This window comes from Nocardioides sp. YIM 152588 (assembly GCF_040191335.1).
In the GTDB taxonomy this organism is placed as follows: Bacteria; Actinomycetota; Actinomycetes; order Propionibacteriales; family Nocardioidaceae; genus Nocardioides.
This window is the reverse complement of the sequence record NZ_JBEGDJ010000015.1, coordinates 60341-84968: the sequence shown is the minus strand read 5'-3', so window position 1 is coordinate 84968 and position 24628 is coordinate 60341. Positions and strand designations below refer to the sequence as shown.

Annotated in this window: 21 protein-coding genes; 10 read left to right on the top strand and 11 right to left on the bottom strand. The window is 74.2% G+C overall.

The window, feature by feature from the left end:
• From ABLM29_RS10050 to ABLM29_RS10040, 3 genes are all read right to left on the bottom strand, one after another.
• Nucleotides 1-480: hypothetical protein (locus ABLM29_RS10050; protein WP_349713963.1), on the bottom strand; the 480-nt coding region annotated here is incomplete at its 3' end.
• Nucleotides 477-1190 carry a class I SAM-dependent methyltransferase gene (locus tag ABLM29_RS10045; protein ID WP_349713962.1) on the bottom strand — a complete coding sequence of 238 codons (714 nt, stop codon included), beginning with the start codon at nt 1188-1190 and terminating at the stop codon, nt 477-479. The genes ABLM29_RS10045 and ABLM29_RS10050, both read right to left, overlap by 4 nt.
• Before the next feature lie 54 nt (nt 1191-1244).
• On the bottom strand, nt 1245-2045 hold the full coding sequence (locus tag ABLM29_RS10040; RefSeq protein ID WP_349713961.1) for a class I SAM-dependent methyltransferase: 801 nt from the start codon (nt 2043-2045) through the stop codon (nt 1245-1247).
• Between the two features lie 232 nt (nt 2046-2277).
• Here ABLM29_RS10040 and rpsA point away from each other — a divergent pair, with 232 nt between their 5' ends.
• From rpsA to ABLM29_RS10010, 6 genes are all read left to right on the top strand, one after another.
• Nucleotides 2278-3756, top strand: a complete 1479-nt coding sequence (gene rpsA / locus ABLM29_RS10035; protein ID WP_349713960.1) for a 30S ribosomal protein S1 — start codon at nt 2278-2280, stop codon at nt 3754-3756.
• 145 nt (nt 3757-3901) lie between these two features.
• Nucleotides 3902-5986, top strand: coding sequence for an aryl-sulfate sulfotransferase (locus ABLM29_RS10030; protein ID WP_349713959.1), 2085 nt, complete (start codon nt 3902-3904; stop codon nt 5984-5986).
• Nucleotides 5987-6045: 59 nt separating this feature from the next.
• Entirely contained in the window at nt 6046-7404 is a 1359-nt protein-coding gene (locus ABLM29_RS10025; protein WP_349713958.1) for a helix-turn-helix domain-containing protein, read from the top strand.
• Between the two features lie 163 nt (nt 7405-7567).
• Nucleotides 7568-9040, top strand: coding sequence for a purine-cytosine permease family protein (locus ABLM29_RS10020; RefSeq protein ID WP_349713957.1), 1473 nt, complete (start codon nt 7568-7570; stop codon nt 9038-9040).
• A 31-nt stretch (nt 9041-9071) separates the two neighbouring features.
• Entirely contained in the window at nt 9072-10370 is a 1299-nt protein-coding gene (locus tag ABLM29_RS10015) for a flavin monoamine oxidase family protein (protein WP_349713956.1), read from the top strand.
• Between the two features lie 261 nt (nt 10371-10631).
• On the top strand, nt 10632-11576 hold the full coding sequence (locus tag ABLM29_RS10010) for a GlxA family transcriptional regulator (protein WP_349713955.1): 945 nt from the start codon (nt 10632-10634) through the stop codon (nt 11574-11576).
• Here the strand turns inward: ABLM29_RS10010 and ABLM29_RS10005 are convergent.
• Nucleotides 11561-12877, bottom strand: a complete 1317-nt coding sequence (locus tag ABLM29_RS10005) for a class I adenylate-forming enzyme family protein (RefSeq protein ID WP_349713954.1) — start codon at nt 12875-12877, stop codon at nt 11561-11563. The genes ABLM29_RS10010 and ABLM29_RS10005 overlap by 16 nt on opposite strands.
• Before the next feature lie 42 nt (nt 12878-12919).
• Between ABLM29_RS10005 and coaE the strand changes: the two genes are divergently transcribed.
• Nucleotides 12920-13504 (top strand): dephospho-CoA kinase, encoded by a 585-nt coding sequence (gene coaE, locus ABLM29_RS10000; protein ID WP_349713953.1) that lies wholly within the window; start codon nt 12920-12922, stop codon nt 13502-13504.
• Between the two features lie 180 nt (nt 13505-13684).
• Here the strand turns inward: coaE and ABLM29_RS09995 are convergent, their stop codons facing one another.
• From ABLM29_RS09995 to ABLM29_RS09985, 3 genes are all read right to left on the bottom strand, one after another.
• Nucleotides 13685-14656 (bottom strand): sigma-70 family RNA polymerase sigma factor, encoded by a 972-nt coding sequence (locus ABLM29_RS09995; protein WP_349713952.1) that lies wholly within the window; start codon nt 14654-14656, stop codon nt 13685-13687.
• Nucleotides 14657-14824: 168 nt separating this feature from the next.
• Nucleotides 14825-17077, bottom strand: a complete 2253-nt coding sequence (locus tag ABLM29_RS09990) for a S9 family peptidase (RefSeq protein WP_349713951.1) — start codon at nt 17075-17077, stop codon at nt 14825-14827.
• Between the two features lie 10 nt (nt 17078-17087).
• On the bottom strand, nt 17088-18437 hold the full coding sequence (locus ABLM29_RS09985) for a DNA polymerase IV (protein WP_349713950.1): 1350 nt from the start codon (nt 18435-18437) through the stop codon (nt 17088-17090).
• Nucleotides 18438-18569: 132 nt separating this feature from the next.
• Here ABLM29_RS09985 and ABLM29_RS09980 point away from each other — a divergent pair, with 132 nt between their 5' ends.
• Nucleotides 18570-19571 carry a DUF4192 domain-containing protein gene (locus ABLM29_RS09980; protein WP_349713949.1) on the top strand — a complete coding sequence of 334 codons (1002 nt, stop codon included), beginning with the start codon at nt 18570-18572 and terminating at the stop codon, nt 19569-19571.
• Between the two features lie 83 nt (nt 19572-19654).
• Complete coding sequence (locus tag ABLM29_RS09975) at nt 19655-21130, top strand: glutamate-cysteine ligase family protein (protein ID WP_349713948.1); 1476 nt, start codon at nt 19655-19657, stop codon at nt 21128-21130.
• 18 nt (nt 21131-21148) lie between these two features.
• On the opposite strand, the gene ABLM29_RS09970 is transcribed toward ABLM29_RS09975, so the two are convergent.
• The 4 genes from ABLM29_RS09970 to yaaA all read right to left on the bottom strand — a co-directional run bounded on the left by ABLM29_RS09970 (nt 21149) and on the right by yaaA (nt 23997).
• On the bottom strand, nt 21149-21589 hold the full coding sequence (locus ABLM29_RS09970) for a hypothetical protein (RefSeq protein ID WP_349713947.1): 441 nt from the start codon (nt 21587-21589) through the stop codon (nt 21149-21151).
• A gap of 88 nt (nt 21590-21677) precedes the next feature.
• Complete coding sequence (sepH, locus tag ABLM29_RS09965; protein WP_349713946.1) at nt 21678-22589, bottom strand: septation protein SepH; 912 nt, start codon at nt 22587-22589, stop codon at nt 21678-21680.
• A gap of 173 nt (nt 22590-22762) precedes the next feature.
• Nucleotides 22763-23194: a YchJ family protein gene (locus ABLM29_RS09960; protein ID WP_349713945.1), complete on the bottom strand. Its 432-nt coding sequence runs from the start codon at nt 23192-23194 to the stop codon at nt 22763-22765.
• Complete coding sequence (gene yaaA / locus ABLM29_RS09955) at nt 23191-23997, bottom strand: peroxide stress protein YaaA (protein WP_349713944.1); 807 nt, start codon at nt 23995-23997, stop codon at nt 23191-23193. Before yaaA ends, ABLM29_RS09960 begins: the two co-directional genes overlap by 4 nt.
• Between yaaA and ABLM29_RS09950 the strand changes: the two genes are divergently transcribed.
• Nucleotides 23996-24577 (top strand): bifunctional adenosylcobinamide kinase/adenosylcobinamide-phosphate guanylyltransferase, encoded by a 582-nt coding sequence (locus tag ABLM29_RS09950; RefSeq protein WP_349713943.1) that lies wholly within the window; start codon nt 23996-23998, stop codon nt 24575-24577. The two genes, yaaA and ABLM29_RS09950, sit on opposite strands and share 2 nt — an antisense overlap.
• The last annotated feature ends 51 nt before the right edge of the window (nt 24578-24628 follow it).

Genomic DNA, 24628 nt, shown 5'->3' with positions numbered 1-24628 from the left:
CGATGCGTGACTCGCTGCTCGACTCCCGCCGCGACGCGCGCGAGTTCGAGGGCGTCGTGCTGATGGACCTGCCCGACCACGACTCGACCGAGGTCGCGCACCACCTCGAGGCCGGTCGCCGACCCCGCGGGCCGCGCTGACCAGCGGCCGGGCGAGCAGCTCGCCCATCGTCTCCAGCAGGCCGAGGCCGTCGACGCGCGAGTGGTGGGCCGAGACCGTCAGCGTCGAGCCGGCGATGCCGACCGCCACCGGCTCGGCCAGCGGGAGCGCCAGGGACGCGCGCACGGCGGCGGGGTCGGCGGCGACCAGCGGCGCGGGTGGCGTGCCCCACCCCTCGCGGGCGGCCAGCGCCCCGAGACGTCGCCGGACCTCCGCCACGTCGAGCCCGGACGCGCCCGCCGGGAGGTCGCCCGACAGCAGGATCCGCCAGCCGATCGAGGAGTCCGCGACCCAGGCCGGCGCGGCGGTGCCGTCGCTCATCGGCGGGCCCCGCGCGGCTTGTGCGCGGTGACCACCAGGCTCACGCCGGGCAGGCGGCGCAGCGGGAGGACCCGTTCGGCCATGACGGCGGCGCGCAGCCCCGCGTTGAGGGCAGGCGACACCTTCTCCATCTCGCTCTCCGGGGCGGTGCGTCGGCGCCGCCGCGCCCGGACGACCGGGCGCAGCAGCACGTTCCAGGACCAGAGGTCGTCGATCTCGAGGCCGGCGCCCCGGACGAGCGCGGCGAGGCCCTCGCGCTCGTACCGTCGGAAGTGGCCCAGGGCGACGTCGTGACCGCCCCACAGCGCGGTGCCCGCCGGCACCGCGATCAGCGCCCGGCCGCCCGGGCGCAGCACCCGGGCCGTCTCGGCCGCCACGGCGGCGTCGTCGTCGATGTGCTCCCACACGTCGGTGGACAGCACGAGGTCCATCGAGGCGTCGCGCAGCGGCAGGCGCGTGCCGTCGCCACGGACCACCGCGAGGCCGCGGGACGCCGCGATCCGGCACGCCTCGGGGGAGTGCTCGACCCCCGTCACCCGCCAGCCGAGGCCGGCCAGCACGCGCGCGTTACCGCCGCTGCCGCAGCCGATGTCCAGCGCCCGCCCGACGGGCCACCCGGCGACGGTACGGCGGACCAGCTCACGCCGTTCGGCATACCACCAGTGACGCTGCTCGAGCGCGGCCGAGCGGGCGATCTCCTCCTCCTGCACGCGCGGAGCATAGTGCCAAGGTGTGGCGTACGTCGCACCCGGCCGGGCGGGGCGTCAGCCGCGTGGGTCGAGGTCGGCCCCGACGATCGCCGTGCCCGGTGTCAGCAGCCCCCGGGTGCGGGACCAGCCGCCCCACAGGCGGTCGTTGTCGACGGGCCACTCGGGCTCGAGCAGCGTGGTGATCCGGAAGCCGTGGGCGGCCAGCAGCTGCACCCAGTCCCCGAGGGTGCGGTGGTGCTCGACGTACGCCGTCGCGCCGGTCTCGTCGTCGACCTCCACGTACGGGGTGCGGTCCCAGTAGGACTGGGAGGCGACCAGCCCGTCGGCGGTGGGGTCGTCGGGGAACATCCAGCGCGTCGGGTGGGTGATCGAGAACGCGAACCGCCCGCCGGGGCGCAGCACCCGCACGGTCTCGGCGACGGCGGCGTCGATGTCGGCGACGAACTGGAGCGCCCCGAAGGAGGAGAAGACGACGTCGAAGCTCGCGTCCGCGAACGGCAGGTGCGTGGCCGTGCCGAGCACGGCCGGCACGGGGATGGCGGTCGCCTCGTCGATGCGCCGGGAGTGCTGGAGCTGGCGGTAGGAGAGGTCGAGCCCGTAGGCCCGGCCGCCCTGCGAGGAGACCCAGCGCGAGCACTGGCCCGCGCCCGAGCCGACCTCGAGCACGTCCTTGTCCTTGACCTCGCCGAGCACGCCGGCGGCGGCCTCGGTCAGCCCCTCCGGACCCCACACGAAGCCGACGTCGCCGAGGAACGGGCCGTGCTTGGCCTGGTACTCGTCGGCGTACCTGTCCCAGTCGGCGCCGTTCGCGCGCCGGGACTCGGCCTCGTCGGTCGGGCGACGGTGGGCGGTCACCGGGGGATGCGACCACGGCTGCACGTCTGGCACCACGTCCACCGACGATACCGGCCGCCCGCGCGTGGGCGCGCGTCGGCGTCCGGCGCGAGCGGATCGGCGGGGGCGGATCGGCGGGGGCGTCGCCGGTTGGACCTGCGGTGTCCCACGCGCGTACGCTTGGTAGTTGTGTCCGGACCCCTGGACACGCACGACCTACTACCTCTGCCCACCCAAGGATCTATCCCTCCTCATGACGAGCACTCTCTCGACCCCCCTCGGCTACAACGACGACGCGCCCCAGGTGGCCGTCAACGACATCGGTTCCGAGGCCGACTTCCTGGCCGCTATCGACCAGACCATCAAGTACTTCAACGACGGTGACATCGTGGATGGCACCATCGTCAAGGTCGACCGGGACGAGGTCCTGCTCGACATCGGGTACAAGACCGAGGGTGTCATCCCCTCGCGTGAGCTCTCCATCAAGCACGACGTGGACCCGTCCGAGGTCGTCGAGGTGGGTGACAAGGTCGAGGCCCTGGTCCTCCAGAAGGAGGACAAGGAGGGTCGCCTGATCCTGTCCAAGAAGCGCGCCCAGTACGAGCGCGCCTGGGGCACGATCGAGGAGGTCAAGGAGGCCGACGGCGTCGTCGAGGGCACCGTCATCGAGGTCGTCAAGGGCGGCCTCATCATCGACATCGGCCTGCGCGGCTTCCTGCCCGCCTCGCTGGTGGAGATGCGTCGCGTCCGCGACCTGCAGCCCTACGTGGGTCAGACCCTCGAGGCCAAGATCATCGAGCTCGACAAGAACCGCAACAACGTGGTCCTGTCGCGCCGTGCCTGGCTCGAGCAGACCCAGTCCGAGGTCCGCCACGGCTTCCTGACCCAGCTCCAGAAGGGTCAGATCCGCAAGGGCGTCGTCTCCTCGATCGTCAACTTCGGTGCGTTCGTGGACCTCGGCGGCGTCGACGGCCTCGTCCACGTCTCCGAGCTGTCCTGGAAGCACATCGACCACCCGTCCGAGGTCGTCACCGTCGGCGACGAGGTCACCGTCGAGGTCCTCGACGTGGACATGGACCGCGAGCGCGTCTCCCTGTCGCTGAAGGCGACCCAGGAGGACCCGTGGCAGCACTTCGCCCGGACGCACCAGATCGGTCAGATCGTGCCCGGCAAGGTCACCAAGCTCGTTCCCTTCGGCTCGTTCGTGCGGGTCGAGGAGGGCATCGAGGGCCTGGTCCACATCTCCGAGCTGGCCGAGCGCCACGTGGAGATCCCGGAGCAGGTCGTCCAGGTCAACGACGACGTCATGGTCAAGATCATCGACATCGACCTCGAGCGTCGCCGGATCTCGCTCTCGCTGAAGCAGGCGAACGAGACCACCGCCGCCGCGGACGTCGAGGAGTTCGACCCGACGCTGTACGGCATGGCCGCGACCTACGACGAGCAGGGCAACTACATCTACCCCGAGGGCTTCGACCCGGAGTCGGGCGAGTGGCTCGAGGGCTACGACGAGCAGCGCGCCACGTGGGAGGAGCAGTACGCCAAGGCCCACGCCCGCTGGGAGGCCCACGTCAAGCAGCAGGCCGAGGCGAAGCAGGCCGAGATCGAGGCCGGCGACGCGTCGTCGTACTCGTCCGGTGGCAACGACCGCGGCGCCGAGGAGACCGGCGGCTCGCTGGCCTCCGACGAGGCCCTGCAGGCCCTGCGCGAGAAGCTGACCGGCGGTAACTGACCCCGGTAGCACCGCGAACGGCCCCGACGTCTATCGTCGGGGCCGTTCGTTATTTCGGTCACATGGGTGATCCGTCGGCCGAACGGACACTGGGCGCCCCAACGCCGGCGGCGCCGGACCGATCGAGGGGACGGAAGCGTTGTCGTTGAAGCGCGCGACTGTGAAGGTGGGCCTGGCGCTGGTGCTGGGCCTCGGAGCCGGGCCGGTGGTGCTGCCCGCGGTGGCGCACGGTGAGACCGCGCGGGCTGTCGCTCCGGCGCGGACCATCGAGGTCAGCGGGAAGGGCGTGAGCCTGAGCCCGGCCTTCGACCCGGCGATCACGCGGTACGCGGTCCGCAGCAAGGGGGCCGTGAAGGTCGCCGCGACCACGCGGGCCGCCGGCGGCACGGTGCTGGTCAACGGCTCCCCGAGCACGGGTACGACGCGCCTGACCGGCCTGACGACCGGGGACGAGATCTCGGTGATCTTCGACGACGGCCGCACCCCGTCGGCGTACGCGCTGGTCGTGGTGCCGCCGACGTACCCGCGGTTCTCCGCCGCGGTCGACACGTCGTCCGCCGAGGTGGGTCCGACGCTGCTGACGACCGGCAACCTGATCACGGCCGTCGACCGGCACGGCGCGCCGCTCGTCGCCGAGGACGTGGGCCGCCCGGTCGCCGACTTCAAGGCGCGCGACGGCCAGTACTCGTTCGCCGCGTTCAACAGCGGGACGGTGGGGGCCGAGGGCGACTGGGACATCGTGAGGCTGGACGAGACGTTCAGCGAGGTCGATCGCCTGCGCATCGACGACGACGGGACCATGCCCAACACCGACAGCCACGACGCGATCCTGCGCCCCGACGGCAGTGGGGTGCTGATCGGCTACGAGCCCGACGACGACACCGGGCTGACCGAGGCCGTGATCCAGGAGGTCGACGCGGACGGCGACGTTGTCTTCACCTGGGACAGCGCGGACCACCCGGAGCTCGCCGCGGAGACCACCGCCGGCTCGAGCCCGGACTACGTGCACATCAACTCGATCGAGTTCATGGACGACGGCGACATCCTCGCCTCGTTCCGGCACCTGAGTGCGGCGCTCAAGATCGCGTGGCCGGGCCGGACCGCCGAGGACGACCACGAGCCCGGCGACATCGTGTGGCGGTTCGGCGGACGCCGGTCCGACTTCGAGTTCCTCGACGACCCGCACGGCGGTCCCTGCGCCCAGCACACCGTCCGGCCCCTGGCCGACGGGCACATCCTCGTCTTCGACAACGGGTCCGCCGCGCTCGGCGAGAACCCGTCGTACTGCGTGGATCCGTCCGACCGGGAGGGCCCGACGATCAACCGCGCCATCACCCGGGTCACGGAGTACGCGCTGGAGAGCCAGCCGGACGGGGGCACGCCCGGACAGGCGCGGCTGGTCTGGAGCTACTCGGACCCCAGCCGGTTCTCCTACTTCGCCGGGTCGGCGCAGCGCCTGGGCGACGGGGACACCCTCATCGGCTGGGCCTCCAGCCCCGGTGGCGTGGCGACGCAGGTGGACGCGGCCGGCACGGTGGTCTGGGACCTCGTCGACCTGGACCGCGACCCGGAGGACTTCTCCACCCTCAGCTACCGCGCCGACTGGGGCGACGTCCCCGACGCGATCGCGCCGGTGGTGGAGGTCCGCCTCCCGCGAGGCGGGCGCTACGACGTCGGCGACAAGGTCTCGCCGCGGGTCACGTGCACCGACCGGGGCGGCTCCACCCTGCAGTCCTGCCGGGCCAAGGGCCTCCGCACCGGGAAGCCGGGCTCCCGCACGATGCGGGTGATCGCCGTCGACGGTGCCGGCAACCGGACCGTGGCGAAGCGCGACTACACCGTCGCCGAGACCCGCCCGACGCTGCGCGCCCGCGCCGACGGTGAGTGGCTGCGTCGCGCCGAGATCCGTACGCCGCGCCGCGGTTCCACCGCCAAGGTGACGGTCCGGGCCACGAACGTCAGCTCGCGCGCGCGCCGGCTGGTGCTCGCCGGCCCGGCGCGGACGGCGGCCCACGAGTGGTCCTACCGGGTGGCCGGCCGGAACGTCTCGGCCGCCGTCCGCGGCGGCACGTGGCGCTCGCCGAAGCTGGCTCCGGGCGACTCGGTGACGATGAAGGTCGTGGTGCGCCGCACCGCCGCGGACGCACCGGCCGAGAGCCGCGGCGTGGTGCGGTCCTGGGCGGTCGGCGAGGACCGCGTCGGGCGCCTGCGCATCCGCGTCCTGCGCTGATCCGCGCCGGGCGCGGCCCGGGTGGGAGAATCGGCGCCTCGGACGCGGGGAGGACGCGGATGCTGCTGTCGGAGCTGGTCGGGGACTCCGCCCTCGGGCTGGAGGTGCGCGTCCGGGGCGACCTGGAGCGCCCGGTGCGCTGGGTGCACACCATGGAGGTGGCGCAGGCCGACGAGTTCCTCCGCGGCGGCGAGGTGGTGCTCACGACCGGGGCCTGGAGCCGGCTCGGGGTCGCGCCGGCCGACTGGGTCGCGTCGGTCGCGCGGGCGGGCGCGGTGGCGATCGGCTTCGGCAGGCTGCTCGCCGAGGACGAGCCGCCCGAGGACCTGGTCGCGGCCGCCGCAGGCCGCGGGCTGACCTTCTTCGTGGTGCCCGTCGACGTGCCCTTCGTGCAGCTCGTCGAGGCGTTCGTGGCTGCCAAGCGGGCCGAGTGGGAGGCGCCGCTGCGCCGCCAGCTCGAGCACCACGGCGCGATCGTGACCGCGCTCCGCGCCGAGCGCGGCGTGGACTCGGTGCTGCGGGTGCTGCGCCGGCGCCTCGGCCTGCAGGTCGCCGTCGTCGCCGGTACGACGGAGCACGGGCCGCGGCCGGTGCCCGGGTTCCCCGTGGCGCTGATCGGCGAGGGGCTCGCCGAGGCGTCCCTGGTGCTGCCGCAGCCGCTCGCCGAGCTCGACGTCGACGTCCAGGCCGCCGTCGCCAGCGCCATGCCCTTCCTGGCGCTGGAGCTGGAGCGGGCGCACGCGCTGCGCAGCACCGAGCAGCGCTACGCGTGGGAGGTCGTGGACTGGATCGCCGCGGGTGCGGCGGTCGAGCCGATCTCCGCGCGCCTGGAGCTGCTCGGGGTGCCGGTGGACCGCCCGCTGCGGGCGCTGGTCGCGCGGGGGGCCGACGCCGCGCGCCTGGCCGACGCGCTCGCGCCGTACCTGGTCGTGGAGCGGGCCGACGACCTCGTGCTGCTCGTGGGCGCGGACGCCGGACGGGCGGAGGCGGGCGGCTACGTCGGCGTCGGGCAGCCTGGCGGCGTGGCGGACCTGCGGGTCAGCCTGCTGCAGGCCCGGCACGCGGTCGACGTGCTCGTGGCGCGCGGCGCCGAGGGCTGGCTCACCCATGAGGAGCTGGCCAGCCCGGCGCTGCTGCTGGCGGCCCAGGACCCCGCGGTGCTGCAGGCGCTGGCGCGGACCGTGCTGGGTGGCGTCCTGGACAGCGACCGCGACCGCGGCACCGAGCTGGTCGCCAGCCTGCGGGTCTTCCTGGACAGCGGCGGCCGGTGGCAGGAGAGCGCCGAGACGCTGCACGTCCACATCAACACGCTGCGCCACCGGATGAAGCGGGTCGAGGAGCTGACCGGGCGCTCCCTCGCCTCCACGGCCGACCGCGTCGACCTCTTCCTCGCGCTGCGGGCGCTCCCGCCGGCCTGATCGTGGGACGGCCGTCACCCGCGGCCTTGTCGGATCCTCCAACCCACCTGGTCGAGATTGGAGGATCCGCCGCTGCCGGTGCCGAGTGACCTGGCTCACCCTGGTGTGAACACGGGCAGACGAGCACCGGGCGGATGAGCACCGGGCGACACTGAGGAGCGACATGGCTGAGACGCGGACGGCGCGCAGCGAGGCACACGGCATCGAGGTGCACGGCGTCGACACCATCCCCGAGGCCGAGCGCACCGCGCGGCCGAGGGATGTGCTGTCGATCCTGGTCGGCACCAACCTCTGCCTCGGCCTGGTGATCTTCGGATGGCTCCCGGCCACCTTCGGCCTCGGCTTCTGGGCCTGCCTGACCGCCCAGGTCGCCGGCACCGGCCTGGCGATCCTGCTGGTCGCGCCGATGGCGCTGATCTCGACGCGCACCGGCACCAACCTCTCGACCAGCAGCGGCGCCTCCTTCGGGGTCCGCGGCCGGCTGATCGGCTCGATGATCGGCCTGCTGCTCTCGCTGGGCTACGCCTCGCTGACCATCTGGACCGGCGGCGCGGCCGTCGTCGAGCCGCTCTCCGAGCTGGTCGGGCTGCCCAACGGCAGTGTCTCCTACGTGATCGTGTACGCCGGCCTGGCCGCCGCCGCGGTGATGGTGGCGGTGTTCGGCTACCGCCTGCTCGCCCGGCTCGGCCGCGTGCTCGCGGTCGGCATGACCGTGCTGATGGCGGCCGGCATGCTGGCACTGGCCGGCTCGTTCGACGCGGCGCCGGTGGTCGACGGCGGCTACCTGCTCGGCGACTTCTGGACCACCTGGTTCCTGGCCTTCGTCGCGACCGGCATCTCCGGCCCGGTCGCCTTCATCACGCTGCTCGGCGACTACACCCGCTACGTCTCCCCGCGGCGCCACTCCGACCGCCGCGTGCTGGTCGCCACGGCCGCCGGCCTGGCGCTCGGCCTGCTGATCCCGCAGCTGTTCGGCATGTTCACGACGTTCGCGGCGCGTGCCGGCGACGACTACGTGACCGGCCTGGTCGCCGCGACGCCGCTGTGGTTCCTGCCGCTGCTGCTGCTCAACGGCGTCTTCGGCACCGTCGGCAACGCCGGCGTGCTGCTCTACTCGATGGGCCTGGACCTCGACGCCATCGTCCCCGCGCTGAGCCGGGTGAAGGCGACGATCGCGATCTCGGTGCTGTCGATGGCGCTGGTGGTCACCGGCTACTTCGTCTGGGACGCCGCCGACGCGGTGACCGCCTTCCTGCTGATCATGACCGCGGCCGGCACGCCGTGGGCGGTGATCACGGTGATCGGGTTCGCCCGCTGCCGCGGCACCTACGACGTCGACGCGCTCCAGGTCTACAACCGGCGCTCGCGGGGCGGCCTCTACTGGTACCGCGCCGGCTGGTCGGCCAGCGCGACCGTCGCCTGGGCGATCGGCACCGCGATCGGCGTGCTGTCGGTCGACACCACGATGTACCACGGACCGATCCTCGACCTCACCGGCGGCATCGACCTGAGCCCGATCCTGGCCGGCGGCGCCGCCGCGATCAGCTACCTCCTGCTCACCGCCCGGGTGCCGCAGCCGATGCCCGACCTCGGCCTCGCCCCGTCCGTCCCGTCGGCCGTGCTCGCCGACGCCTGACCCCCGCTTCGTCCCCACCGAGGAGATCCCCATGAACGCATCCCAGACCCACCACGACGTCGTCGTGATCGGCGCCGGCTTCTCCGGCCTGACCGCCGCCCGCGAGCTCGGCGAGGCCGGCAAGGACGTCCTCGTCCTCGAGGCCCGCGACCGGATCGGCGGCTCCACCTGGTACCGCACCGACCTGCTCGGCGGCGTCGGCCTGGAGATGGGCGGCACCTGGATCGTGCCCCAGCAGACCCACGTCTGGGGCGAGGTCGAGCGCTACGGCGTACCGATCCAGGACTCGGTGCTGCCCGAGCGGATGACCTGGTCGGCCGGCGGCAAGGTGCTGGACAGCCTGCTGCCCTGCACGCCGGCCGAGTACGGCGACCTGGAGCACGCCGTGCGCCAGCTGCTCGCCGCGGGGGACCGCCTGGACTACACCCGCCCGCTCTCGGAGCAGGGCCTGGAGGACCTCGACGTCTCGATCGAGGAGTGGGCCGACAACGTCGGGCTGAAGGGCAACGCCCGCGAGCTGCTGATCTCCTGGTTCTGCGGCTGCGCCAACGCCCACGAGTCCTCGGGGTCGGCGCTGGACATCATCCGGTGGTGCGCCTCGATGGACAACTCGCTCTGGGGGATGGTCCAGGCCTCGGTGCTCGGCTTCACGTTCACCGACGGCACGAAGTCGCTGGCCGACGCGATGCTGGCCGACGTGCGCGGCGAGGTGCGCCTCTCCTCGCCGGTGCGCTCGGTGCGCCAGGGCGCCGACGGCGTCGCGATCGCGTACGACGGCGGCGAGGTCACCGCCGACCGGGTGCTGGTGACGGTCCCGATCGGCGTGCTCAAGGACATCGCCTGGGAGCCGGCGCTGCCCGCCGACAAGCTGGCCGCCTCGCAGGAGAACCACGCCGGCCAGGGCCAGAAGGTGTGGGCGCTGGCGAGGAACGTGCCCGAGGACATCAGCGGCTACGGCTGGGGCACCTCGTTCGACTACGTCGGCGCGATGCACGAGTCGGAGCAGGGCACCGTGCTGGTCTGCTTCGCACCGGAGCACGACCGGGTCGACGCGAGCGACCTGGCCGACGTCCAGCGCGCGGTGCGGGAGTACTGCCCCGAGGCCGAGGTGGTCGACGCCGCGGCCCACGACTGGGTGCACGACGAGTTCTCCTACGGCACCTGGGCGACCTTCCGTGCCGGCCAGTTCGGCAAGTACGAGGCGGCGCTGGGCCGCCCCGAGGGCCGGGTGCACTTCACCGGCTCGCACACCGCGACCCGCTGGCGGGCCTTCATCGACGGCGCGATCGAGTCCGGCAAGCGCGGCGCCGCCGAGGTGCTCGACGCCTGAGTGGCCGGCGGTTCCGCGTCACATGGATTCTCGTCGCTCTCGGAGCCGAGACCCGACCGAGATCCATGTGACGCGGGTTCAGCGGGCGGTGAAGCGGTCGTGGCGGGTCCACGCGGCGAGCGCGGTGAACGTGGCGGACAGGGCGAGGGCGGTGAGGATGATGGTCATGGCAGAAATCATTCGCCCATCGACTATCCGCCACCAGTGGCAGAAAAGCCTGTCTCCATTGATTTCCTGCCATGTGTGGCGCACCATGGTCGGGTGCTGACCAACGTCGCCGTGCTCGCCTTCGACGGCGTCGCGCCCTTCGAGCTCGGCGTGCTCTGCGAGGCGTTCGGCGTGGACCGGACCGCCGACGGCGTGCCGCCGATCGACTTCGCCGTCTGCGCCGCCACGAGCGAGCCGATGCGGACCACGATGGGGTTCACCATGCAGGCGGGCTTCGACCTCGGCCGCACCCGGGAGGCCGACCTGATCGCCGTCCCGGCCATCCCCAACGGCGGGCTCCCCGAGCAGTCCGTGATCGACGCGGTGCGGGAGGGCTACGAGCGCGGCGCGCGGATCCTCTCCGTGTGCACCGGCGCGTTCATCCTCGGCGCCGCCGGGCTGCTCGACGACCGCGAGTGCACCACGCACTGGATGTACACCGACAAGCTCCGCCGCGACCACCCCACGGCCCGGGTGGTGCCGGAGGTGCTCTACGTCGACTCCGGCCAGGTGGTCACCAGCGCCGGCACCGCCGCCGGCCTCGACGCCTGCCTGCACGTCTGGCGCCAGGAGCACGGTGCGGCCGTGGCCAGCACCATCGCCCGCCGCGCCGTCGTACCGCCCCATCGCGACGGCGGGCAGGCCCAGTTCATCGCCCGCGCGGTGCCCGACTGCGACGCCGACACCCTCGGCCCGCTGCTCACCTGGGTGGTGGAGAACCTCGCCGAGGACCACAGCGTCGAGGAGCTCGCGCGCCGCGCCCACATGTCGCCGCGCACGTTCGCCCGCCGGTTCCGCGCGGAGACCGGCACCACGCCGCACACCTGGGTCACCCGGCAGCGGGTCGCCGCCGCGGAGGAGATGCTCGAGGGCACCGCCCACCCCGTGGAGCGGATCGCCAGCGAGGTCGGCTTCGCCAACGCGGCCACCCTGCGCCACCACTTCGGCCGGGTCCGCGGGGTCAGCCCGCTGGAGTACCGGCGTCAGTTCGCCTGCTGAGCGGTCGGCTGGCCGGTCGGGTCGGGGGCGAGGTCGGTGCGGCGCACCTTCCCGGTCAGCGTGCGCGGCAGCTCCGGGAGGAAGCGCCAGGTCTTCGGCCGCTTCGGCGGGGCCAGGTGCTCCCGCGCGTACGCCGCCAGCCCGGCCTCGTCGGGACCGTGACCGGCCCCGACGACGACCGCCGCGCAGACCCGCTGCCCCCAGTCCGGGTCGTCCTCGGCGTACACGGCGACGTCGACGACGCCGGGGCAGCCGCCGAGCACCAGCTCGACCTCGGTCGGGTAGACGTTCACGCCGCCGGTGATGATCAGGTCCTCGCGGCGGCCGTCCAGGTAGACGTAGCCGTCGGCGTCGATCCGTCCGTGGTCGCCGACGGAGAAGGCGGGCCCGTCCGGGGTCTCCCGCCAGGCCGCCGCCGTCTTGGCGGGGTCGCCGAAGTAGGAGAACCGGGCGAACTCCGGCACCACGCACCACAGGGTGCCGTCCGGGTCGGCGCTCAGCCGGCGGCCCGGGCGGGCGCGGCCGACGGTGCCCGGGTGCGCCTGCCACTCCTCGCTGCGGCAGGCGGTGAACTGGCCCTCGGTCGAGCCGTAGAACTCCCAGGTCGTGTGCGGCGGGAAGGCCTCGATGAGCCGCTCCTTGACCTCGGTCGGGCAGGGCGCGCCGGCGTGCGCGACGAGCCGGAAGCAGGAGAGGTCCGGCGTGCCGACCTCGTCCCAGTGCGCGAAGAGGCGCTGCAGGTGCGCCGGGACGCAGAACATCGTGGTCGGCCGCTCCCGCTCGATCGCCGCCGTGACGGCCGCCGGGTCGAAGTGGCCCGGCAGCACGACGCGGCCGCCGGCCAGGCGGGTGCCGAGGGCGAAGCGGAGCGGCGCGGAGTGGTACAGCGGGCTGAGCACCAGGTGCACGTCGTCGCCGCGGAAGCCCCACAGCTCCCGCTCCTCGTCGACCAGCGCCCGCGCGTCGGCCCGCGAGAGGACGCCCGAGTCGACGCCCTTGGGGGTGCCGGTGGTGCCGCTGGTGCAGTGCATCGGCCGGGCCAGCGGCAGGCCGGGCGCCGGCAGCGTGCGGACCAGGTCGGCGTGCAGGTCGGCCAGCGCGGCCTCGTCGGCGACCACCCGGTGCGGGCGCACCACCGCCAGGATCCGCTCCCGCTCGCCCTCGGTCAGCCGCGGGTCCAGCGGGATCGGCAGGATGCCCGCGGTGAGCAGGCGGTGCACCGTGTCCAGGTAGGTCTCCGTGCCGGGGACGAGCAGTGCCACGCGGTCGCCGGGGGAGAGGACGGGGGCGGCGTCGGGCATGCCGGGATCCTCCCACCCGGGCCCGACGCTAGCCTTGCCGGCATGCGCGTAGGACTCACCGGCGGTGTCGCGTCGGGCAAGAGCACCGTGGCCGGGATCCTGCGGGAGCTGGGCGCCGTCGTGATCGACGCCGACCAGCTCGCCCGCGAGGTGGTCGAGCCCGGCACCCCCGGGCTGGCCGCGGTCGTCGAGGCGTTCGGCCCGGAGGTGCTCGACGCCGACGGGGGACTGGACCGGGCCAAGGTCGGGTCGATCGTCTTCGGCGACGCCGAGCAGCGGCGCCGGCTCGAGGCGATCGTGCACCCGCTGGTCTTCGAGCTCTACGCCGCGCGGGAGGCCGAGGCGCCCGAGGGTGCGGTCGTCGTGCACGACATCCCGCTGCTCGCCGAGTCCGGGCGGCACCAGGAGTTCGACGCGGTGGTCGTCGTCGACGTACCGCAGGAGGTGCAGGTGGAGCGGATGCTGCGCGACCGCGGCTGGACCGCCGAGGACGCCTCGGGGCGGATCGCCGCCCAGGCCACCCGCGACCAGCGCCGGGCCATCGCGACCCACGTCATCGACAACACCGGCAGCCTGGAGGACCTGCGGGCGCGGGTCGCCGAGATCTACGCGACTCTCACGGCATAGCGCGAGTTGGGGGAAAACGACCTCCGAATTTCGACAAAACGACAGCCGCGCCCCCACGTGCATCGGGGCGCGGCTGTCGTTTTGTCGAAATTCGGAGGTCGTTTTCCCCCAACTCGCGCTGCGGGAGGTGCGAGGCGCCGGGCCGGCGGGGGACGGGGCCGACCCGGCGCTCGCGCGTCGTCAGGCGGCCAGGTCGGGGTCGCCCAGGCGGCGCAGCTTCTGGAGCGCCTCGCGCTCCAGCTGTCGCACCCGCTCGGCGGAGATGCCGTGCTTGGTGCCGATGTCGGCGAGCTTGTGCTGGCGGCCGTCGACCAGGCCGTAGCGGGCTCGGATGATGTCGGCGGCGCGCGGGTCGAGCTGGTCGACCAGCAGGTTGAGCCGGTCCCGGGCCTCGGTGTCCAGCACCGTCAGGTCGGGGCTCGGCGAGGTCTCCTGCGCCATCAGGTCGCCCAGCGAGGTGTCGCCGTCCTCGTCCACCGGGGTGTCGAGGCTGACGTGGTCGCGGCCCCAGGACATCAGGTCCAGGACCCGGTCGACGTCCATGCCGAGCTCGGTCGCGATCTCGGCCGGCTCGGGCTCACGGCCCAGCTGCCGCTCCAGGGTGCGGCGGGCGCCGCTGACCTGGTTGAGCTCCTCGACGACGTGCACGGGGAGCCGGACGACGCGGGCCTGCTGGGCGATGCCGCGCGTGATCGCCTGGCGCACCCACCAGGTGGCGTAGGTGGAGAACTTGTAGCCCTTGGCGTAGTCGAACTTCTCGACCGCCCGGATCAGGCCGGTGTTGCCCTCCTGGATGAGGTCGAGCATCGGCATCTGGGCGCGGCCGTACTTGCGCGCGATCGAGACCACCAGGCGGAGGTTCGCGGTGATGAACTCGTCGATCGCGTTCTGGCCCTCCTCGGCCATCCACTCCAGCTCCTCCTTGGTCGGGCTGCCCTTCGGCGAACCCTTCCGCCGGCCGTAGCGGCCCTCGGCCAGGAGGTGCTCGGCGAGGAGGCCGGCCTCGATGGTCTTGGCCAGCTCGACCTCGCGGGCGGCGTCGAGGAGCGGCGTCCGGGCGATCTCGTCCAGGTAGAGGCCGACGCTGTCGCGCCCCTCGATCTCCCGCACGTTGCCCCGCCGCCCCGCGGTCCTGCTCGCTGCAGTCGCCATCGCGAACCTCCTTCGCCCGACCGGGCCCATCGTGCCCGGCACTGGTTCCAACGCTGTCGTGGGACCTCCGATTCCCGGATGTCCCACCGCGCTCTTACCGGTTCCGACGAGCGGGCAAACATGGAAGTTGCCGCGAATGCGGACTCTCAGGGAGTTCTCAACTTCGCCTCATGCCTGTGGGGACGCCGCGGGCGCCGCGATCGGCGACCGGTCGGCCAGCCCCATCCGGTCCAGCACCCAGGCCAGGGAGAACGCGATCTCCTCCCAGGCGCGGTAGCGGCCCGAGACGCCGCCGTGCCCGGCGGCCATCTCCGTCTTCAGGAGCACGTCGGCGCCGGGGGCGGTCGCCCGGATCCGGGCGACCCACTTGGCCGGCTCCACGTACAGCACCCGCGTGTCGTTGAGGGAGGTGATCGCCAGGATCGGCGGGTAGGGCAGGTCGGCGACGTTGTCGTACGGCGCGTAGCCGGCGATCCGGTCGTACGCCGCCGCGTCGCCCTCGGGGTTGCCCCACTCGTCGTACTCGCCGACGGTCAGCGGCAGGCTGGAGTCCAGCATCGAGGTCAGCGCGTCCACGAACGGCACCTCGGCGACGATGCCGCCGAACGCCTCGGGGGCCTGGTTGGCCACCGCGCCCATCAGCAGGCCGCCGGCGCTGCCGCCCTGGGCGACCAGCCGGTCCGGCGTGGTCCAGCCGGTCGCGACCAGGTGGCGGGCGCAGGCGATGAAGTCGTCGAAGGTGTGCTGCTTGTGCTCCATCTTCCCGTCGTCGTACCAGTGCCGGCCCATCTCGCCGCCGCCGCGCACGTGGGCGATCACGAAGGCCGCGCCGCGGTCGAGCACCGAGAGCCGGGAGATCGAGAAGTAGGGGTCCATCGACGCCTCGTAGGCGCCGTAGCCGTAGAGCACCAGCGGCACCGGCCCGGACGTGCGGACGCCCTTGCGCACCACCAGTGACATCGGCACCTCGGTGCCGTCGGGTGCGGTCGCCCAGAGCCGGTGCTCCTCGTAGTCGTCGCTGTCGAAGCCGCCGAGCACGGGGGCGCGCTTGAGCAGGGTCGCCTCGGAGGTGACCAGGTCGACGTCGTAGACCGAGGACGGCTGGGCCATGCTCGTCATCCCGACCCGGACCACGGGCTGGTCGAAGGCGGGGTTGCCGCCCAGGCCGACGGTGGCCAGGTCGCCGCCGACCTCGAGCAGGCGGTCGTCGGTGACGGGGGCGTCGGGGTCGTCGCCGAGCGTCAGCACCCGGATCCGCGTCCGGCCCTCGCTGCGCTGCTGGACGACCAGGTGACCGGCGAACGCGTCCACGTCCTCCAGCCGGACCGCCAGGTCGTGGGGGAGCAGCGGGGTCCACCCGTCCGCGGGCGCCGGCCCGGCGGCGTAGCCGAGCTCGAACTCCGGGCCGGTGGCGTTGTGCAGCACCACGAAGCGGTCCTGGCCGCCGACCACCAGGTGGTCCAGGGAGTACTCGACGCCCTCGCTGCGCTCCGCGAAGACCACCGGTACGGCGGCGGGGTCGGCGGCGTCGAGCAGGTGGTACTCGGTGGTGGTGCGGCTGCCGGCGGCGGCCACCACGTAGCGCCGGCTCCGGGTGCGGCCGACGCCGACGTTGAACCGCGGGTCGGTCTCGTGGAGGACGAGCTCGTCCTCGCTCTGCGGGGTGCCGAGGCGGTGCCGCCAGACCTTGTCGGGGCGCCAGGTCTCGTCGACGGTCGTGTAGTAGCAGTGCCCGGTGTGCCCGCTGCTGGCGGTGCCCCAGGTGACGCCGCCGAGCACGTCGGTCAGCTCGTCGGCGAGGTGCTCGCGGGTCTCCAGGTCGAGGAACCGGACGGTGTAGCGCTCGTCGCCGACGACGTCGGTCGCGTAGGCCAGGATGCGGTCGTCGCTGCTGACCGCGGAGCCGCCCAGGGAGAAGAAGTCGTGGCCCTCGGCCAGCTCGTTGAGGTCGAGCAGCACCTCCTCGCCCGGCAGCGCCGGCTCGTCGGGGCGGGCGTCCGCGGGCATCGGCGGGGTCCAGTCGGCCGGGTCGGTGACCGCGACGCGGCAGCTGGCGCCGTACTGCTTCCCCTCGAAGGAGCGGCTGTAGTACCAGTAGCCGCGCACCCGCGTCGGCACCGACAGGTCGGTCTCCAGCGTCCGGGCCTTGATCTCCTCGAAGACCGCGGCGCGCAGGTCGGCCAGGTGGGAGGTGCGGGCCTCGGTCCAGGCGTTCTCGGCCTCCAGGTAGCCCAGCACCTCGGGGTCGTCCTTCGCGCGCAGCCAGTCGTAGGCGTCGGTGCGCTCGCGGCCGTGGTGGGTGGCGGTGACCGGCCGGGCCGGCGCCACCGGCGGTGCGGTGGGCGTGCTGGCGGTGCTGGTGGCGGTGCTGGTGGCGGTGCTGGTGGCGGGTGCGGTCGTGGGCTCCGGCGCGGGGGACATGTGGGGAACGCTAGCCGGACGCCCCATCCTCCTCGGCGGGCGGGCGCCAGCGGCTCAGCGCCGGATCGTCGGCGCGGAAGGAGCGGACGGGCCCGGGGCCGGTCTCGGCGGTCTCGAAACGGACGGTGACGACGCCGCGCCCCGACCCCCAGACCCAGCCGCGGCCGTGCTCCTCGTGGGAGACGTCGGCGCCGGGCGGCCAGTCCGTGCGGGCGCGGGCCCCGGCCTCGGGTGGAGCCGTGGCGGCGTCCTCGGCGGCGTCCGCGGGGGCCTCCTCCTGCTCGTCCTCGCCGCCGAACAGGTCCTCCTGCACCCAGTCCGCGAGCCCGGAGACGCCGACGCCGAGGAGCCGGACGCCGCCGGAGGTGTCGAGGTCGGCGAGCAGCGCGCGGGCCAGCCGGCCGATCGTGGTGGCGCTGTCCGTCGGGGAGGGCAGCGTGGTGGAGCGGCTGGAGGTCGAGAAGTCGTAGAGCCGGACCTTGATCGTCACGGTGCGCCCCGACTGGCCGCCGGCGGCGAGGCGCCGGGCGACCTCCCCGGCCTGGCGGGTCAGCACCGCCTCGAGCTGGCGGCGGTCGGTCAGGTCGTGCTCGTAGGTCGCCTCGACGCTGACCGACTTGGCCTCGCGCTCGGGCTCCACCGGGCGGTCGTCCTCGGCCCGGGCGAGGCGGTGCAGCGAGTGGCCGTGCGCCTTGCCGAGCTCGCGGACCAGCTCGTCCTCGCCCATCCGCTCCAGGTCGGCGACCGTGTGCACGCCGAGGCGGCGCAGGCGCTCGGCGGTCGCCGGGCCGACGCCGGGGATGACGCCCACCTTCATCGGCCGCAGCAGCTCGAGCTCGGTGCCGGGCGGGACGACGACCAGGCCGTCAGGCTTGTCCAGGTCGCTGGCCACCTTCGCGATGAACTTGGAGCTGCCGAGGCCGACCGACGCGGTCAGCCCGTCGGTCACCTCGGCCACCTCGGCGCGCAGGCGCTCGGCGAACGCGGTGACGGTTGCGAGCTCCAGGTCGGGCAGGTCGGCCCGGGCCAGGTCCACGAACGCCTCGTCGAGGGAGAGGGGCTCGACCAGCGGGGAGTGGGAGCGCAGGACCTCCATCACGGCGCGGCTGGCCGTCCGGTAGGCGTGGAAGCGACCCGTCAGGTACGCCGCGTGCGGGCACCGGGCCCGCGCCTCCCGCGTCGACATCGCCGACCGCACCCCGAAGGCGCGCGCCTCGTAGGAGGCCGTCGCGACGACGCCCCGGCCGCCGGTGCCGCCGACCACGACCGGCTTGCCGCGCAACGACGGCTTGTCCCGCTGCTCGACGGCGGCGAAGAAGGCGTCGAGGTCCAGGTGGAGGACCGAGGCCTGGGCACGCACGGGTGCACCGTAGTCCCCGCCACTCCCACCGCGAGCCACCCGGTCGTCCACAGCCCGGTGGCGGCGCCCGAACGGTCCCCAGGCCGTCGCGGGTGGGGCGGTCCTGCCGGTCGCGTCCGCCAGGGTCGGGGCATGGCGATCACACCAGGAGTCCCCGAGCACCCGCCCGAGCGCGTCCCGCCCACGGGCGGTCGCCCACCGCTGCGGTTGACCGCGCGCTCGCCCGAGGACCTGCTGGCCCTCGCCCCGGTGCTGCTCGGCTTCTGGCCCGAGCAGTCGGTGGTGATGCTGACCTTCGGCGCGCGTCGGCCCTTCCACGCGCGGCTCGACCTGCCGGGCCGGCGCGCGGACGCGGCCGAGGTCGCCGAGCTGTTCCTCGAGCCGGCGCGGAGGCACGGGGTGCGCGGGGTGGTCTTCCTCTTCTACAGCGAGGACGTGGCGGACGCCGAGCCGACCTGGGCCGCGCTGCGGCGCGGCGCCCGGCGCAGCGGCGTCGCGGTGCTGCAGGCGCTCTGGGCCGACGCGCGCCGCTACCGCCGCCTGGACCGGGCGCAGGGGGAGGCGACGGCGCACGGCGAGGCGCCGGTGGAGTACGACGTCAGCAGCCACCCGTTCGTCGTGCAGGCGATGGTGGAGGGCCGGCTCCCGTTCCGCACGCGCGCGGAGATGGTCGCCTCGCTGCGGTCCGACCCCACAGCGGTGGCGGCGGTGGAGGCCGCGCTGGCCGGGGCGGGTGCTCCGGGTGCCGAGCCGGCACCCGGACAGGTCGCCGCCTGGGTCCGCCGTCAGGTCGGTCGGGCGCCGTCGGCGGCCACGATCGCCGAGGTGATGCCGGCACTGGGCTCCCCGCCGAGTGCGCCCGCGGAGGTGGCCCTCGGCCAGGCGTCCGGCGACGCGGACGAGGAGCGGTGGCTCTGGGCCGGGGTGCTGCCGCAGGTGCCGGAGTCCCACGTGCCGGCGGTCGCGACCCTGCTCGGCTTCGCCGCCTGGCGGGCCGGCGACGGCGCGATGGCGTGGGCCGCCGTCGACCGGGCGCGTGGCGTGGCGCCCGACGACGCCGGGGCGGCCCGGCTCGCCGCCCTGCTGGAGATGGCGGTGCCGCCGGGGCGGCGCGGGGAGCGGAGCGTGGTGTGACCGGGGCCGGTCGGGGGCCGTTCGGGGCGTGATCGGGGCGTGATCGTGGTTTGAGCGAGGCGCAGCGGGGCTAGTCTCCCTTCATGGGCCTGGACGTCGACCCCCAGGAGTTCAGCCGCGCCGACCGCACCCGGCACCGGGAGAAGGTGCACCGGTGCCTGGACGTCTTCGAGCGGATGCTGAACGAGGCCGTCTTCGACACCGACGATCCCAAGACCGGTCTCGAGGTCGAGCTGAACCTGGTCGACGAGGCCGGGGATCCCGCGCTGCGCAACGCCGAGGCGCTGGCGGCGATCGCGGACCCGGACTTCCAGACCGAGCTGGGCCGGTTCAACATCGAGATGAACGTCGAGCCCGGCTTCCTCCGCGGCGGCGGCCTCCTGCGGTACGAGGAGGGGCTGCGGCGCAGCCTCAACCAGGCCGAGGTGCAGTCGGCCTCCGTCGACGCGCACCTGGTGATGATCGGCATCCTGCCGACCCTGACCCCGGACCACCTCACCGAGGAGACGATCAGCGCCAACCCCCGCTACAAGCTGCTCGACGAGCAGATCCTCCGGGCCCGTGGCGAGGACATCCTGATCGACATCGTCGGGGACGAGCGGCTGCGGACCACCGCCGACTCGATCATGCCCGAGGCCGCGTGCACCAGCACGCAGCTGCACCTGCAGACCTCGCCGGAGCACTTCGCGGCGTACTGGAACGCGTCCCAGGCGATCGCCGGGGTGCAGGTCGCGGTGGGGGCGAACTCGCCGTACCTGCTCGGCCGGCGGCTGTGGAGCGAGACCCGCATCCCGCTGTTCGAGCAGGCGACCGACACCCGCAGCGAGGAGCTCAAGTCCCAGGGCGTGCGCCCGCGGGTCTGGTTCGGCGAGCGGTGGGTGACCTCGGTCTTCGACCTCTTCGAGGAGAACGTCCGCTACTTCCCGGCGTTGCTGCCGGTCACCGACGACGAGGACCCGCTGACCGTGCTGGAGGCCGGCGGGACGCCGACCCTCTCGGAGCTGCGGCTCCACAACGGCACGGTCTACCGGTGGAACCGGCCGGTCTACGACATCTTCCGGGGCGTGCCGCACCTGCGCGTGGAGAACCGCGTGCTGCCGGCCGGGCCGACGGTGGTCGACACCGTGGCGAACGCGGCGTTCTACTTCGGGCTCACCCGCGCCCTCGCCGAGAGCGACCGGCCGCTGTGGTCGCAGATGTCGTTCGGGGTCGCGGAGGAGAACTTCCACGCCGGTTCCCGCGACGGCATCGGCGCGCTCCTCTACTGGCCCGGTGTCGGCGGGGTCCCCGTCGCCGAGCTGGTGCTGCGCCGGCTGCTGCCGCTGGCCGTGCAGGGCCTGGAGTCGTGGGGCGTGGACGGCGCCGAGATCGACCGCTACCTCGGGATCATCGAGCAGCGCTGCCTGACCGGCCGCAACGGCGCCGAGTGGTTCAGCCAGCGCATGAAGGAGGTCGGCACCGACGGCGCCGGCCTCGAGCAGCGGCTCGGCGCGCTCCGTACCGTGCTGGGGGAGTACCGCGAGGGGATGCACTCCAACCGGCCGGTGCACACCTGGTGACGGGTCGGCCGGCGGGGGTCACCCCCGTCGGATCGGGCGCTGCCAGCCGCGCCCGACGCCGGTGCGCGGGTCGCGCCACGACTGCTTGGTGACCACCACGAGGACCAGGTCCACGCCGAGCTCGGCACCCGCGGCGCGCACCGCCGAGGCCCAGGCCTGGTCGTCGACGCCCTCGGCGTCGTCCGGCAACCGCGGCCGGGTGAGCCACAGCAGCGGGACCCGTCCGCCGGCCAGGTGGTCGCGGACCATGGCCTGCACCACCTCGATCCGCAGGCAGTGGTCGAGCCCGGCGCTCGGGGGCACCTCGAGGGTCCGCCGGGCGCCGCCGGGGAACCCGGCGTTCAGCGTGGGCGGGTAGGTCCGGCGACCCTCGCCGCGGCCGTGCTCGAGCACGGCCCTCCGCAGCACCCGGCCGAGGGCGTGCGGCACCGGCTCCTGGATCCCCGCGCGTGCAGCCACCCGCGCAGCGTGCCGCACCCGGGGGCCCGGCCGTGCGGCTCCTCCACAGCGCCGGCCGGAGCCGGCAGCCGCGGGGACCTGGCGGGACCTACTGGTCGCCGCCGCCGAACATGATCTCGTCCCAGCTGGGGACCGAGGCGCGGCCGCGCTTCTTCGGCGGGGTCCGGCGCGGGCGGACGTCCGGCTCGCCGTCGGCGGTGGGCTCGAGGGGAGCGGGCTCGACCTCCGGCTGGGCCTGCGCGGCCGGCTGGCGGGGCTCGGTCGGCTCCGCGGGCGCGCCCGGAGCGGTGGCGGAGGTCGGCTCGGAGGTCGCCAGGTCGAGCGCGTCGTCGCCGAGCGGCAGCTCGTCGGAGATCGCGGCCATGCGACGCTGGCGCGCCTGGAGCAGGTCGTCGCGCGGAGCGGGCGCGGACCCGACGAGGTCGCCGACCAGCCAGCGGGCGTCGTCGTTGTCGGTCAGCGCGTAGTTGCCCGGCGGGTCGAAGGTGAACCGCGCGGTGCCGCTGCGGCTGGCGGTCGCGTAGGTCGCGGTCAGCACCCAGCGTCCGGTCTCGCGTCGGTAGGCGTCCCAGGTGACCGACGACGGGTCGGCCTCGAGGCCGCGCAGGTGGGCCGCCACCGTCTCGCCCAGCACGCGTCCGGAGCTCGACGCACCGCCCTCGCCCGCGCCGCGGCGCAGGGACGAGCGCTGGGCCCGCTCGGCGACGTGCTCGCGCTCGGCGACCACCGGGGCGACGTACGGCATGATCGCCTCGACGGTCGTGCCGGCGGCCTCGGCCACCGCCTCCGGGGACTCGCCGCAACGGATGCGGGTCTGGATGTCGCGGGGGCGCAGGCTGCTGTTCATCTTCGTCTCCAACTGGCCGATGCGGGAGTTCTTGCCGCCGATCGCGGCGCGGAGGGCAGGGGTGATGTCGACGGTGAACAGGGTGTTCTCGTCGTTCACCAGGAGAAGCTTGCGCCCGTCCTCGCTGACGCCAGCGAGTGAGAGGTGCGCCATCGTCGGTGTTCCTGCCTGCCGTGGTCTCGGTGGTGGTCGGTGGTCGGTGCTGGTGCGGGCTGTTCGAGGGGTCTCCCAGCCTGCGGCGAGCCTACGCCCCGGCGCCCGCGGGATCGCGAGGCGCGCCCGGGGCGGGGTGATCTATCGACATTTCACCCCGGGGCGGCGGGCGCTCACGCGCCGGGGTCGTGCAGCCGGCCGCGGACGTAGACCCAGCGCCCCTCCCGCCGGGAGAACCGGCTGGTCTCGTGCAGGGTGCCGGGCCGGTCGGCGGTGCCCGGGCCGCCGTGGCCGCCCGGCTCGGTGATCACGTGGTCGGCGGCGAACTCGACGACGCCCTTCGCGTCGTCCTCGCCCCCGGCCTCGGTGCGCAGCACCCGCAGCCCCGTCCAGCGCAGCCGCGGGTCGAAGTCGATCCGCTCCGGCCGGGTGGCCGGGTGCCAGGTGGCGAGCAGGTGGTCGGCGTCGTGGACCACGAACGCGGCGTACCGCGAGCGCATCAGCTGCTCGGCCGTGGCGGCGGCGCGCTCCCCGCGCAGCAGCGGCTCGCAGCAGGAGGCCCACGGCTCGCCGGAGCCGCACGGGCAGGCGGAGCGGCGGCTCACAGGTCGGCGACGACGACGTCGAGCTGGGTGCCCTTGCGGCTCGGCGCCCCCGGCTCGACGGTCCAGCCGAGCCGCTCCAGCGCCCCGGCCAGGTCCTCGGGGGTGCGCGGGTCCGCGCCGTCCTCCAGCAGCGCCCGGACGATGCGCCCCTTGGTCGCCTTGTTGAAGTGGCTCACCACCTGCCGGCGGCCGTTCTTCTCGTGGAGCACCCGCACGGTCGCCACGCGGTCCGCCAGCTCGGCGGGCGGGCGCCAGAAGCCGGCGTACATGGTCGACCGGAGGTCCACCAGCAGCCCGCGGCCGAGCGCCTCGTCCATCGCCGGCCCCAGGGCCTCGCGCCAGGCGGCGGCGACCTGTCCGACGCCGGGGACGGTCGCGTCGCCGGAGAGGCGGTACGCCGGGATCCGGTCGCCCGGGCGGACCAGGCCGAACAGGCTCGAGGTGACCGCGACCCGCGCCGTCGCGCGGCGCTTCGCCGCGGTGGAGAGCTCGCCGAAGCCGAGGGCGTCGTAGAGCACGCCGGTGTAGATCCGGTCGGCGCGCGCGGTCGGCGCCTCGATCAGCCCGGCGTTGCGGGCGACGAGGTCGAACTGGGTGCGGGAGAGGCCGAGGACGCTCGCGGCGTGGTTCGGGTCGCTCCCGCACAGCGCGACCAGCGCCTCCAGCATCCGCTGGCGGGTGTCGGTGAGCAGCGGGAGGGAGAGCGAGTCCAGGTCGAGGGCTGCCCCGCGAACGGGAGCGGTCTTGCCTTCGCTCGGCGGCAGCAGGATCAGCACGAGGACCAAGGATAGGGTCGCCGCCATGGCGAGCAACCTCGCCGTCCTCGTCACGGGCGGCGTCCGGTCGGGGAAGTCACGTCACGCCGAGGGGTTGCTGGTCGGATCCGGGGCGGGGCGCCGGGCCGGTGACGGGGCCGGTGACGGGGCTGGTGACGGGGCCGTGTACGTCGCCTGCGGGCCCGTGCTCGACGACCCGGACTGGGCGGCGCGGGTCGCCGCCCACCGGGCGCGCCGGCCGGCGTCCTGGCGGACCGAGGAGACGCTCGACGTCGCGGGCGCGATCGCCGACGCCGGCGAACGCGCGGTGCTGGTGGACTGCCTCGGTACCTGGCTGACCGGGCTGATCGACGCCGCCGGGCTGTGGGAGGCGCCGACCGCGGAGGTCGAGGGCCTCGTGCTGGCCGAGGTCGAGGGCGTCGTGGACGCGCTGGCGACCGCGACCGGCCCGGTGGTGCTGGTCACCAACGAGGTCGGGCTCGGCGTGGTCCCCGAGCACCGCTCCGGCCGCCTCTTCCGGGACCTGCTCGGCACCGTCAACCAGCGGGTCGCCGAGGTCTGCGACGAGGTGCACCTGGTGGTCGCCGGCCGCGTCCTCCGCCTCTGAGCCGAACCGGGGCTCGGGGCAGGCCGAACCGGGGCTCAGGGCAGGCCGAAC